At 54.7% G+C, this 12,161-nt stretch carries 10 protein-coding genes; 8 read left to right on the top strand and 2 right to left on the bottom strand.

From position 1 onward, the window contains the following. Positions 1-36: 36 nt before the first annotated feature. On the bottom strand, positions 37-1,113 hold the full coding sequence (locus HALTITAN_RS12950) for a sugar phosphate isomerase/epimerase family protein (RefSeq protein WP_039859395.1): 1,077 nt from the start codon (positions 1,111-1,113) through the stop codon (positions 37-39). A gap of 2 nt (positions 1,114-1,115) precedes the next feature. Then, the gene (locus HALTITAN_RS12945) at positions 1,116-2,294 is read right to left on the bottom strand and encodes a Gfo/Idh/MocA family protein (RefSeq protein ID WP_039859394.1); all 1,179 of its coding nucleotides are present in this window, start codon (positions 2,292-2,294) and stop codon (positions 1,116-1,118) included. Positions 2,295-2,558: 264 nt separating this feature from the next. Here HALTITAN_RS12945 and HALTITAN_RS12940 point away from each other — a divergent pair, with 264 nt between their 5' ends. From HALTITAN_RS12940 to HALTITAN_RS12905, 8 genes are all read left to right on the top strand, one after another. Next, positions 2,559-3,557 (top strand): LacI family DNA-binding transcriptional regulator, encoded by a 999-nt coding sequence (locus HALTITAN_RS12940; protein WP_039859393.1) that lies wholly within the window; start codon positions 2,559-2,561, stop codon positions 3,555-3,557. 121 nt (positions 3,558-3,678) lie between these two features. Then, positions 3,679-4,689 (top strand): DctP family TRAP transporter solute-binding subunit, encoded by a 1,011-nt coding sequence (locus HALTITAN_RS12935; RefSeq protein WP_009287382.1) that lies wholly within the window; start codon positions 3,679-3,681, stop codon positions 4,687-4,689. A gap of 61 nt (positions 4,690-4,750) precedes the next feature. Then, on the top strand, positions 4,751-5,230 hold the full coding sequence (locus HALTITAN_RS12930; RefSeq protein WP_027958078.1) for a TRAP transporter small permease: 480 nt from the start codon (positions 4,751-4,753) through the stop codon (positions 5,228-5,230). Continuing rightward, the gene (locus tag HALTITAN_RS12925; protein WP_009287381.1) at positions 5,220-6,527 is read left to right on the top strand and encodes a TRAP transporter large permease; all 1,308 of its coding nucleotides are present in this window, start codon (positions 5,220-5,222) and stop codon (positions 6,525-6,527) included. The genes HALTITAN_RS12930 and HALTITAN_RS12925 overlap by 11 nt, the downstream gene beginning before the upstream one ends. A gap of 312 nt (positions 6,528-6,839) precedes the next feature. Beyond that, complete coding sequence (locus tag HALTITAN_RS12920) at positions 6,840-7,820, top strand: TAXI family TRAP transporter solute-binding subunit (RefSeq protein WP_022522286.1); 981 nt, start codon at positions 6,840-6,842, stop codon at positions 7,818-7,820. Between the two features lie 157 nt (positions 7,821-7,977). Then, positions 7,978-10,572, top strand: a complete 2,595-nt coding sequence (locus HALTITAN_RS12915; RefSeq protein WP_009287379.1) for a TRAP transporter permease — start codon at positions 7,978-7,980, stop codon at positions 10,570-10,572. Positions 10,573-10,583: 11 nt separating this feature from the next. Continuing rightward, the gene (locus HALTITAN_RS12910) at positions 10,584-11,012 is read left to right on the top strand and encodes a universal stress protein (RefSeq protein WP_027958076.1); all 429 of its coding nucleotides are present in this window, start codon (positions 10,584-10,586) and stop codon (positions 11,010-11,012) included. 325 nt (positions 11,013-11,337) lie between these two features. Continuing rightward, entirely contained in the window at positions 11,338-12,156 is an 819-nt protein-coding gene (locus tag HALTITAN_RS12905; protein WP_039859391.1) for a DUF2189 domain-containing protein, read from the top strand. Positions 12,157-12,161: the final 5 nt, after the last annotated feature.

Raw genomic sequence — 12,161 nt, 5'->3', positions numbered from 1 at the left:
TTTGTTGTGGTTGTGGTCTTGATTTAAAACAATCAATTAGCGGTGTGAAGGAAGACCGAGAATTTGTCGGTTGCGAGAAGGGCTGGCGGTTACGCCAGCGAAATCGTCAAAGGCGCGACCGGCAGGTTGAATCAGGTGCGCCTGGATGAAAGACGCGCCCTGTGCGGCGCCTTGGGCGGCGTCCTTAATACAGCACTCCCACTCAAGCACCGCCCAGCCATCAAATCCGTACTGCGTCAGGCGGCTAAAAATCTCGCTGAAATCGATCTGCCCATCGCCTAATGAACGGAAGCGTCCAGGGCGCTCTACCCAACCCTGGTAACCGCCATAAACGCCGCTGCGGCCATTGGGGTTAAATTCAGCGTCTTTAACGTGGAACATGCCGATACGCTCGTGGTAGCGGTCGATAAACTCGAGATAATCCAACTGCTGCAGCAGTAAGTGACTGGGGTCATAAAGAATTTTCGCCCGTGGATGGTTGTCCACTGCCGCCAGGAACCGCTCGAAAGACGCACCGTCGTGAAGATCCTCGCCAGGGTGAATCTCAAAGCACAGATCAACACCTGCCTCATCAAAGGCATCCAGAATTGGCCGCCACCGCCGGGCCAGCTCGTTGAACCCTTCTTCGACTAGCCCCTCAGGACGTTGGGGCCAGGGGTAAACAAAGGGCCATAGCAGCGCCCCGGAAAACGTCGCGTGAGCCGTTAAACCAAGCCGTTGGCTGGCTTTGGCAGCCAGCTTTAGCTGCTCAATGGCCCACTCGGTACGCTCCTGCGGCTTGCCGTGTAGCTCAACAGGCGCAAAATCATCGAATAAGTCGTCGCAAGCGGGATGCACGGCGACCAGTTGGCCCTGTAAGTGGGTAGAGAGTTCACTGATCACAACGCCGGCTTTTTCACAGCGGGCGTTTAACTCATCACAGTAACTTTGGCTTTCAGCGGCCTTGTGCAGGTCGATAAAACGACTGTCTGCAGTGGGTAGCTGAATGGCTTGATAGCCCTGTTCGGCCGCCCAACGAGCGATACCGTCGAGGCTATCGAAAGGCGCTTCGTCGCCGATAAACTGGGCCAGGAAAATGGCGGGCCCGCGGATGCCTTTGTGGGTGTTTGGCATGATTAGGCTCCCGTTAGTTGAGTGGCAGGCAGTGGCGTCCATTTCTGTTCGCTTTTGGTGCTGGTGGTGACGGCCTCGATAAACGCCATGCCACGTAGCCCGGAGGCCATGCCGGGAACGCCCTCAACGTCGCCTTGCTTGCCTTGATGAATGGCGTGGGCAAAGTCGCGGTAAAGGTTGCCGAGTGCTTCCAGATACCCCTCAGGGTGGCCGCCAGGTAGGCGCAATCGCTGCATTGCGCTGGGGAAAAGGTCGGGTTGGTCGATGCCCGCACGGAGGGTGCGCATCGGTGCTTGAAGCGGGCGGTAGAACAGGCTGTTGGGCTCCATTTGGTGCCACTCCAACGCCCCTTTATCGCCGTAAATACGTATTTTAAGTGCGTTTTCTTCCCCGCTGCAGATCTGGCTGGCAATGAGGGTTCCGCTGGCGCCTTGATCGGTGCGCAGCAGTACATCGCCATCATCGTCTAATTGGCGGCCATCGGCGTGGCTGGCAAGCGAGGCGCAGAGAGCGCTAACACGATGTCCAGAAATAAACTCGGCGAGGCCGAAAGCATGGGTGCCAATGTCGGCCATGCAGCCGCTGATACCTGCTAACGCCGGGTCGGTGCGCCACGCGGCTTGCTTATTACCCTGCTGTTCTAAATGCTCGCCTAGCCAGCCCTGGGGGTACTCCACATGAATTTTGCGAATGCTACCTATTTGGCCCTCGTTCACCATTTCTCGGGCTTGCCATACCATGGGGTAGCCTAAGTAGGTATGCGCCAAGCCATACAGGCAGCCGCTGGCATGCCAGCTTTCTGCTAAGCGCTGAGCTTCTTGGAGCGATACTGCCGCCGGTTTTTCGCAGAACACATGAAAGCCTGCCTGCATGGCCGCTTCCGCGATTGGTACGTGAAGGTGATTAGGCGTTACGATCACCAATAACTGCATGCGCTGTTCGGCGGGAAGTTGCTGCTCGCTTTCCAGTAATTGCTGCCAGTCAGCGTAAATACGTTCGTCAGGTAGGTGGCACGCTTCGCCGGTCAGCTGGTTGTTATCCGCCGAGCGGCTAAAGGCGCCACATACCAGCTCGCAGGTGTCGTCAAGGCGAGCAGCTAAGCGGTGAACTTGGCCGATAAACGCCCCTTGTCCGCCGCCGATCATGCCTAAGCGGATGCGGGGTTGATTGGGTCGCGGCATAGAGAGGCTCCTGCTTTAATAAAGCTTATGATTTTTCAGGTGGCGCTTGTTCAGGCTGCGCTTGTACAGACGATAATGTAACCGGTTACATTTGGCTTGAAATTAGGGCTTCACGCTATAAGCGTCAATGCGACAAAGGTCTATCGGTGCGCGCGAAGGGTTGGGAAATCGCGCGCTGAGTTTAACGCTGGGATACGTTAAGCTGAGATGAATAATGCCGCGCAACCATCTGCTTACGGCGATTACCTAGTGATAAGGGAGGCCATGACCAATATACGTAAGGTCGCCGAGTTGGCGGGGGTATCGGTAGCGACCGTATCACGCGCGTTAAAGTCGCCGGATATCGTCTCACCGGCCACCCGGGAAAAAGTGCTGAAGGCCGTTGATCAAGCGGGCTACAAACCTAATTTGATGGCGGTTCAGTTTCGCTCACAGCGCACTTATAACTTAGTGGTTTTAGTACCCACTATCGCAAATACCTTCTTTGCGCGGGTAATCAGCGGTATTCAGGAGGCGGCCCAAGAACGCGGCTACGGCGTTTTGCTGTGTAATACGCTTGGTAATGAGGCGATGGAAACCCAATACGCCAGTTTAGTCAGTACCCGCCAGGCGGATGGCGTGATTCAACTGCGTGCTTTTAACCCTTTTTCTGAAAAGGCGTTTCCTGCTGGGGCGGTATTGCCCATGATCAATGCCTGCGAGGTGCTGGACGATGCGCCCTGTCCCACCGTCAAACTCGATAACCGAGCGGCAGCCCGGGAGGCCACCGAGCACTTGATCTCCCTGGGGCATCGTCGAATTGGCATGATTAAAGGGCCTCGGCGCAGCCCCTTGACCCGTGACCGCCAACAAGGCTACCAGGATGCGTTGAGCGCAGCGGGCATTCCGTTAGATGAGTGCCTGCTTTGTCCTGGCGATTTCACGCCACGTTCTGGTTATCAGGCGGCTGAAACGCTTATTGCTTTAGCGGAGCGCCCCTCCGCCATTTTTTGTGAAAGCGATGAAATGGCCATAGGCGCTATAAGCCGTATCAAAGAAGCGGGCCTGCGGGTGCCGGAGGATATTTCGGTGGCAGGCTTTGATGATATTGCGTTTGCCTCCTACAGCGACCCGCCGCTGACGACGATTGCCCAACCGGCGGAAGCCTTCGGACGCGAAGCTGTTGCGATGTTGATCGAGGTGCTGGAAGGGAGGCAAGTAGACAATTTGGTGTTGCCTTATACCCTGGTCTCAAGGGCCAGTACTGCCACATGCCGACCTTAGGCGACTTCCTTTCGCGCCCTAAGTGCATACAATAAGTGGGGCTTTCTCGAAAAGCTTCACAACTGCTGTCCACGCACACCACTAAACGCACATCATAAAAATAGCTAAAAAAGGATCTACCATGACGCTGACACGCCCAATGGCTCGTTTAACCGCTGGCTTGGCCGGTGCGGCTCTGCTGACCGCCTCCCTTTCTGCACAAGCACGCGAACTCTCGGTTTCTACGGTTTTGTCTGACGCTTTCCCCTGGGGGCAGGCGGCTGAGAAGTGGGCCGAACTAGTTGAGGAGCGTAGCGACGGCGAGTTAACGCTGCGCGTTTACCCCAACTCTCAACTGGTTTCCGGTGACCAAACCCGCGAATTTTCCGCCATGCGCTCCGGGTTGATTGACGCCGCTGTGGGCTCGACCATCAACTGGTCGCCCCAGGTGCCGGAACTTAATCTATTCTCTTTACCGTTCTTCATTCCCGATGAAGCCGCCGTTGATGCGGTTACCGGTGGTGAAGCAGGGGAGTTGGTTTTTGAAGCAATCGAATCTCGTGGCGTTATCCCGTTAGCCTGGGGTGAAAACGGTTTCCGCCAGGTTTCCAATTCTCGCGGGCCGATTAGCCAACCAGACGACTTGGACGGCCTGAAAATCCGCGTTGTTGGCTCGCCGCTGTTCCAGGATACCTTCTCGGCATTGGGCGCCGACCCCACCCAAATGAGCTGGACAGACGCTCAGCCTGCGCTGACCACCGGCGCCGTTGATGGCCAGGAAAACCCACTCTCTGTGTTTGACGTCGCGCGCATTGATCAAGTCGGCCAGGAGCATTTGACACTCTGGAACTACATGAATGACCCACTGATTTTTGCGGTCAATCAGCAGGTATGGCAAACATTGAGCGAAGAGCAGCAAACCCTGCTGCGCGAAACCGCGGTAGAAGCGGGTGAGTGGGAAATCGCCATGACCCGTGAAGAAGAGGGCGAGCGGCTTGCGGCGATTCAAGAGCGCGGCGTCACAGTAACCGAGCTTTCCGATGAGCAGTACCAGGCGTTTGTCGATGCCACCCAGTCCGTTTACGAAAAATGGGCGCCGCGGATTGGTGAAGAGGTGGTAGAGGCCGCACAAGCCGCTATCGACGCGCGTTAATTACTTTTGATGTTCAAACTCCCGGCCTTGAAGGCTGGGAGTTTTTTGCTGTGAGGCTGCCATGAAAGGCTTTCCTGATGCGCGCCCTGAACGTTGGCTGGGCGCGCTGGCATTAATCATTATCTCATTGATTAGTCTTGGTAATGTGATTACTCGCTACTTAACCGGCGGCTCTTTTTCATTTACCGAAGAGTTTTCTGTGTTTTTGTTGGTAGTCCTGACCTTTGCCGGTGCCTCGGTGGCGCTGCGGCGTAACCGCCATATTCGTATTGGCTTTTTGGAACGGGCATTGCCGCTCAAGTACCGTCGTGCACTGATCCTTTTTCAAGCGCTTTGCGGTGCCACCGTGCTGGGTTTGATCACTTGGTATGGCGGCAAGATGGCCTGGCAAGAGTATCAGTGGGAGTCGCTGTCACCAGGGCTTGGCTTGCCTCAGTGGTGGTATTTAGTCTGGCTGCCCGTGCTTTCTGCGGCCATGGTGTGGCGCTTATGCCAGCAAACCGCCGACCGTTTAACGGGGAGGCTCACCGATGAGCCCTGATGTGTGGATGATACTGGCGTTTGCGGGGCTGCTGATAGCGGGGGTGCCGGTAGCGTTTTCGCTGGCGCTCTCCGGGGCCGTTGGCATCGTGCTGGGTTTGTCACCGGACATGCTCGCAACGATGGGTACCAATACCTATAACAGTATTGCCAAGTACCCTTTGATTGCGATTCCGCTGTTTATCTTAACCGGGCTTATTTTTGAACGTTCCGGTGTAGCGCTGCGTTTAGTGCGTTTTGCCCAGGCTTTGATTGGCCCGCGCCACGGTGGCTTGGCCTTGGTGGCGGTGCTGGTGTGTATGATTATGGGCGGAATGAGTGGCTCAGGCCCTGCTGATGCCGCGGCGGTTGCGATGGTGATGCTGCCGAGTATGACCAAAGCGGGCTACCCCAAGCCGTTTTCCGCCACGCTGATTGCCGCCTCTGCTTCGACGGCGATTCTCATTCCCCCTTCAGTGGCGCTGATTCTTTACTCGATCGTGGTGCCGGGCGTTGATTTACGCGCACTTTTCGCAGCAGGTTTATTTCCCGGTATTCTGGCGGGGCTGGCGCTACTGGTGCCCGCTATGCTCGTTTCCAAACGCTACGGTTGGGAGGGCGGCACACCCATAGAGGGGGCTGAAAGGCTAAGTGTGCGCTCCACTTTTAAACAGGCGATACCGGCGCTGTTTGCCCCGGTGCTGATTTTGGGTGGTTTGCGTTCAGGGCTGTTTACACCCACCGAAGCGGCCGTGGTAGCCGTTGCTTATGGTGCGATTGTCGGTCTTTTTCTAACCCGCGAGCTGTCGCTGCGTGATTTATGGGAGCTATTGGGTGAGGCGGCGATTATTTCCGGCGTGGTGATGCTGATTATCGCTCTGGCGGGGATTTTTGCCTGGGCAGGAACCATGCTGGGCACCTTCCGCCACTTGGCGGAATGGATTATTAGCCTGACCGATAACGGCGTTTTGCTGCTAATCCTGGTGATGTTAGCAGTGTTGGTCGCTGGGATGCTGTTGGATGCGATCTCGATTTATTTGATCATGATGCCGATTTTGATCCCCGTGATGCAGCATTTTGAGTGGAACCCGGTGTGGTTTGGGATTCTGTTGGCGATGAATATTGCCATTGGCCAATTTACCCCGCCGGTGGCGGTGAATTTGATGGTGACCACCGAAGTGGCCAAAATTCGCTTGGAGCAGACCATCGGATGGGCGCTGCTGTTTGTCGTTGCAATGGGCTGTGCGCTAGCGCTAGTGGCAATCTTCCCCGCTATCGCGCTATGGCTGCCGCGCGTTTTGGGCTATAACGTTGATTAATTTTGCTTACCCTATGCAAAGGCGGTATAGCAGTTAACGCTCCCTAAACGATGAAGACCGCTACACTGAGTATTAGACGACAGCGAAATTCATTATTTAGCGTATTACATTTCGCTAATTAGGTTTTTTTCGCTAAAGTAATGCTAGCAGGCAGCTTATGGGTCGCCTGTAACCGTTTGTCTTGAAAATAGAATGTCTTGAAAACGTTTTGGAACAAGGGCACCTGAGGGAACGGTTCATCAGGTGAGACCAAAGCGTGCGATGCTCGTAACATCAAATACGCTCACAACATCAATACAAAGAGGTGTGTTCATGAAACGCCATGTATTTTCCACTACTGCTTTCTCCGGTGCGCTACTTGCCGCCGCTGCTTTCGCCTCACCGGCAATGGCACAGGATGACGAGCAATTCATCACCATTGGCACCGGTGGCCAAACCGGCGTTTACTACGTCGTGGGTCAGTCGATCTGTCGTTTGGTTAATCGTCTCGAAGACGCCGATATTAAGTGTAATGCACCTTCCACCGGTGGTTCTGTCGCCAATATCAATGGCATCAAGTCCGGCGAATTGGACATGGGTGTCGCTCAATCCGATGTTCAGTATCAAGCCTACAACGGCACTGGGAATTTCGAAGGCGAGCCCTACGAAGAGCTGCGTGCGGTGTTCCGTGTCCACGGTGAGCCGTTGACGCTGCTTGCGCGGGCTGATTCTGGCATCGAGACGCTCGATGACTTGGAAGGCAAGCGTGTCAACATTGGTAATCCAGGTTCGGGCCAGCGCAACACCATGGAAGTGGTGATGGAAGCCAAGGGCTGGACTGAAGACACCTTCTCGTTGGCATCTCAGCTTGATGCTGCCGAGCAAGCGGCGGCACTCGCTGATAATAACGTCGATGCCATGGTATACGTGGTTGGCCACCCCAATGGCTCCATCCAGGAAGCCACCACCACCGTTGATGCTCGTCTGATTCCGTTGAACGACGAAGACATTCAAGGCATCGTCGATGAATATCCTTACTACGCCGCATCGGTAATTCCGGGTGGTCTGTATCGCGGCAATGACGAAGATGTCGAAACCTTCGGCGTGGCAGCGACCTTTGTCACCACCGCTGAGGCTGACGAAGAAGTGATCTATCAGACCGTCAAGGCGGTTTTTGACAACTTCGATCGTTTCAAGCGTCTGCATCCGGCCTTCGAAAATCTTGATCCAGAAGAGATGGTGAGTGAAGGGCTTTCCGCACCGTTGCACGATGGGGCAGCGCGTTACTACCGTGAACAAGGCTGGATTGAGTAATCCAGACGCCTAAGGTGATACTACCTTAGTAAGAAATGCGCGGTTACCTCAGGGTGCCGCGCATTTTGGTTTAGAATGTTGATAGGGCGTTTAAAATGTTGATAGGGCATTTCGATATGGCAATGATGCGTCAATCGACTCGGAGCGGGGCAGGCAGATGACAGACGATAAGAACAGGCCTTCGGGAGCCGGAGTAGACTTGGAGGATATGGTCGCCTCTAGCGACACAGGAGCCCGCAAGCCAGCCGGCATGCCCGGAAAGCTTTTGGTAAGCATTGCGGCAGTGTGGTCTCTTTTTCAATTGTGGATCGCTTCGCCAGTGCCCTTCGTCCTTGGGTTTGGTGTATTTAGTGCCACTGAGGCGCGTTCTATTCACTTGGCCTTTGCGCTTTTTTTGGCGTATATGGCTTATCCGGCACTCAAGCGCTCCCCGCGCGACCGTGTTCCGATTCAGGATTGGGTGCTTGCAGCGGCGGCGGCCTTCTGTGGCGCTTACATGTTTATGTTTTACGAGCAGTTATCCCAGCGCCCCGGCGCACCGATACTGCAGGACGTTATTATTGGAATCGCAGGGATACTGCTGCTGCTCGAGGCGACGCGTCGAGCGCTTGGCCCGCCGTTAATGATTGTAGCGTCGGTTTTTCTTCTCTATAGCCTGGCTGGCCCTTGGATGCCGGGTATTCTTTCCCATGGAGGGGTGAGCCTCTTTGGCTTGATTAATCACCAGTGGTTGACTACGCAGGGGGTCTTCGGTATCGCTCTGGGGGTATCAACCAGCTTCGTGTTTCTGTTTGTGTTATTCGGTGCTCTGCTCGATAAGGCGGGTGCTGGCAATTACTTTATCAAGGTGGCGTTCTCACTATTGGGCCACTATCGCGGCGGACCAGCGAAAGCTGCCGTGGTGGCCTCGGCCATGACCGGTCTGATTTCCGGCTCCTCGATTGCCAATGTGGTGACCACTGGCACCTTTACCGTGCCGATGATGAAACGTGTCGGATTTTCCGCGGAAAAGGCGGGCGCTGTTGAAGTGGCGTCATCGGTCAATGGACAGATTATGCCTCCGGTAATGGGGGCGGCCGCTTTCTTGATGGTCGAGTATGTGGGCATCTCTTATGTCGAGGTGATCAAGCATGCCTTCCTTCCCGCGCTGATCTCCTATATTGCGCTGGTCTACATCGTTCACCTTGAGGCCCTCAAGGCTAACATGAAGGGGCTGCAAAGCAGTAACCCACCTAAGCCGCTGGTCAATAAAGTGATTGGCTTTCTCGGTGGCTTGCTACTGATGATGGGCACCGCCCTGGCTGTTTATTACGGCCTTGGCTGGCTCAAGCCGGTACTGGGGGATGCGACCCCCTGGGTGGTAGCCGTTGGACTTACGGTCATTTATATCGCCCTGCTCAAACTGGCGGCCGGTTACCCAGAGCTCGAGCTCGATGACCCTAACCAACCGATCTTTACACTGCCCCAGACCAAACCGACGGTGCTGGTTGGCTTGCAGTACATCCTGCCGGTTATTGTGCTGGTGTGGTGTCTGATGGTGGAACGTTTATCGCCAGGACTGTCGGCTTTCTGGGCCACCGTTTTCATGATTCTCATTATTCTGACCCAGCGCCCCATTACGTCAATCTTTCGCGGACGCAGCGATATGAGGGCGGATCTGCGTGAAGGCGCGATGGATCTTTGGAATGGCCTGGTCACTGGTGCCCGCAACATGATCGGCATCGGCATTGCCACGGCCACCGCCGGTATCATCGTCGGTGCCGTCTCCCAGACCGGGGTGGGTCTGGTGCTAGCCGAAGTAGTGGAAACGCTGGCCATGGGCAACTTGATGCTAATCTTGCTGCTTACCGCTGTGCTTAGCTTGATCCTCGGCATGGGGCTGCCTACGACAGCAAACTACATCGTCGTATCGGCACTACTGGCACCGGTCATCGTCAACCTGGGCGCTCAAAATGGCTTGCTGGTACCATTGATTGCGGTACACCTGTTCGTGTTCTACTTTGGCATCATGGCCGACGTTACCCCACCGGTGGGGCTGGCCTCCTTTGCGGCGGCGGCAGTATCCGGTGGCGATCCCATTCGAACCGGTTTCCAGGCGTTCTATTACAGCCTTCGTACCGCGGCGCTGCCGTTTCTGTTTATCTTCAATACCGATCTGCTACTCATCGATGTGACCTTCCTTCAGGGGGTGTTGATCTTTGTGGTGTCGACCATCGCCATGTTGATCTTCGCTGCCGCGACCCAGGGCTTTATGATTACGCGCAACCGCTGGTATGAGTCTATCGTGCTGCTGCTGATTGCGTTCACGCTGTTCCGGCCTGGTTTCTGGATGGACATGATTCATGATCCCTACGAATCCATCCCACCCGCGCAATTCGTCGAAGCGCTGGGTGATGTGGATGAAGACTCCACTTTGCGTTTGCAGATTGCGGGTCTTGATGATTATGGCGATCCCATGACCACTTACATGACATTACCGGTACCTGAAGGCGAAACAGGTCAGGAGCGGCTCAATAACCTGGGCATGGAGCTATTTATTGAGGATGGCACGGCAACCGTTGATATGGTGACCTACGGCAGCCAAGCGGCAGAGCTCGGTTTCGACTTCGATCAAGAAATCATCGAAGTTCTGGCCCCCGTCGACCGCTGGACTAAGGAGCTAATGTGGATTCCTGCCTTCTTGGTCTTTGGGTTGATCGTATTGATGCAGCGTCGGCGTCGCGATAACACGCAAGCTGCCGCCACCGCATGAAGGAGAGTGCCATGTATAGCAAGATCATGTTGCCGGTGGATTTGAACGAGGAGTCTTCCTGGTCGAAGGCGCTGCCCACAGCCCTGACGCTATGTCGAACTTTTGGCGCCTCGCTTCATGTGGTGACGGTACTGCCGGACTATCGTATGCCCATGGTGGGCTCCTACTTCCCCAAGGACTTCTCCAAAAAAGCGCATACAGCGATCACCGATGCGCTCCATGACTTTATCAAGACGAATGTGCCCGACGACATTCAGGTACAAAGTGTCATTGTGGATGGCTCACCTTGGGAGGCCATTATTAAAGCCGGTAAGAAACTGGACGTCGATCTAATCGTCATGGCTTCCCACAATAAGCGTAAGTTTGTCGATTATGTGCTCGGCCCCAATGCAGAGCACGTTGTGCACCATGCCAAAATGTCGGTAATGATTGTGCGCTAGACATTCAGAGCGTCACGTACGGAAAACCCAAAACTCCGGGCAGTTGCTCGGAGTTTTTTATGGCCGTCCGTCGCGCGTCTTGACTATATCGGTTTTTACTAACGCAGCAATTTAATTGGCGGTTCACAGCTGTTTCGTGGATTTTTTGTACGCGCATCTCAAAGCGTCGCCCCAAACAGCGTTGGTCAGCTACATTAAGAGGGTATTAACAAATAATGTTAAGCCATTAATTTAGTGTTAATACCGTCAACGGGTAATGAGTGTTGATGCCTTAGAGGTAAATCCTGAATCCAGGGTCTATATCAGGAACAACAGGAGTGATGCCATGAATGCGGCTACAACAAAAACAAACCACCATGCGGATCAACCCAGCGTTAAAATCACTATTAACAAGGTTGGATTGGATCGACCCAGGGCGTGGTTGGCTGCTGGCGTAGAGGATTTTCGCCGGGCAACGGCAGTGAGCCTCTCTTATGGCATGTTTTGGGTGGGTTTGAGTATTGCCATTACTCTTGGCGCCTTCACCATGGGCTACTGGTACTGGCTGCTGCCCATGATTGCCGGGTTTATGTTTATTGGCCCGCTGGTGGCAGTAGGCTCTTATGGTATTAGCCGAGCGTTGGAACGTGGACAAGTACCTAACCTAGGTGATGCGTTTGGAAGCTGGAAGCCCCACGCTGGTCAGCTGGCGATGATGGGCGTCATGATGATGATCTTCTTCCTCGCTTGGATTCGTTTGGCCACGCTGCTGTTCGCACTATTTTTCGGTTTTGAAGTGCCTAGTCCCGCGTCGCTCTATACTGCGCTGCTGACCACCTCAGAGGGCCTGGGCATGTTGGCAGTGGGCACAGTTGCAGGCGGGATTTTAGCCTTTGGCGCCTTCGCCATAAGCGTTGTAGCGATTCCTACCTTGATGGATCAAGACCTAACCTTTATGGAGGGGATAGAAGCTAGCGTACGCTGTGTCGCGCGTAACTTTCGCGTGATGCTGTTATGGGCGGTGATTCTTACCCTGTGCGTTCTGGTTGGCGTTATGACGTTTTACATTGGTCTTGCACTTATTTTGCCTGTGCTAGGACATGCCAGTTGGCACGCCTACGAAGATTTGGTGCGCTTTGAACCCTTCGAGAAAATCAAATCGTAACCCTA

The organism is Vreelandella titanicae BH1, from assembly GCF_000336575.1.
Lineage (GTDB): Bacteria > Pseudomonadota > Gammaproteobacteria > Pseudomonadales > Halomonadaceae > Vreelandella > Vreelandella titanicae.
The sequence above is the reverse complement of the archived record's forward strand: the minus strand, read 5'-3'. Positions and strand labels throughout refer to the sequence as shown.

Bases quoted from the DNA above. Each gene is read 5' to 3' on its own strand.
- HALTITAN_RS12950 (WP_039859395.1), bottom strand. From the start codon at position 1,113: ATGCCAAACACCCACAAAGGCATCCGCGGGCCCGCCATTTTCCTGGCC.
- HALTITAN_RS12945 (WP_039859394.1), bottom strand. From the start codon at position 2,294: ATGCCGCGACCCAATCAACCCCGCATCCGCTTAGGCATGATCGGCGGC.
- HALTITAN_RS12940 (WP_039859393.1), top strand. From the start codon at position 2,559: ATGACCAATATACGTAAGGTCGCCGAGTTGGCGGGGGTATCGGTAGCG.
- HALTITAN_RS12935 (WP_009287382.1), top strand. From the start codon at position 3,679: ATGACGCTGACACGCCCAATGGCTCGTTTAACCGCTGGCTTGGCCGGT.
- HALTITAN_RS12930 (WP_027958078.1), top strand. From the start codon at position 4,751: ATGAAAGGCTTTCCTGATGCGCGCCCTGAACGTTGGCTGGGCGCGCTG.
- HALTITAN_RS12925 (WP_009287381.1), top strand. From the start codon at position 5,220: ATGAGCCCTGATGTGTGGATGATACTGGCGTTTGCGGGGCTGCTGATA.
- HALTITAN_RS12920 (WP_022522286.1), top strand. From the start codon at position 6,840: ATGAAACGCCATGTATTTTCCACTACTGCTTTCTCCGGTGCGCTACTT.
- HALTITAN_RS12915 (WP_009287379.1), top strand. From the start codon at position 7,978: ATGACAGACGATAAGAACAGGCCTTCGGGAGCCGGAGTAGACTTGGAG.
- HALTITAN_RS12910 (WP_027958076.1), top strand. From the start codon at position 10,584: ATGTATAGCAAGATCATGTTGCCGGTGGATTTGAACGAGGAGTCTTCC.
- HALTITAN_RS12905 (WP_039859391.1), top strand. From the start codon at position 11,338: ATGAATGCGGCTACAACAAAAACAAACCACCATGCGGATCAACCCAGC.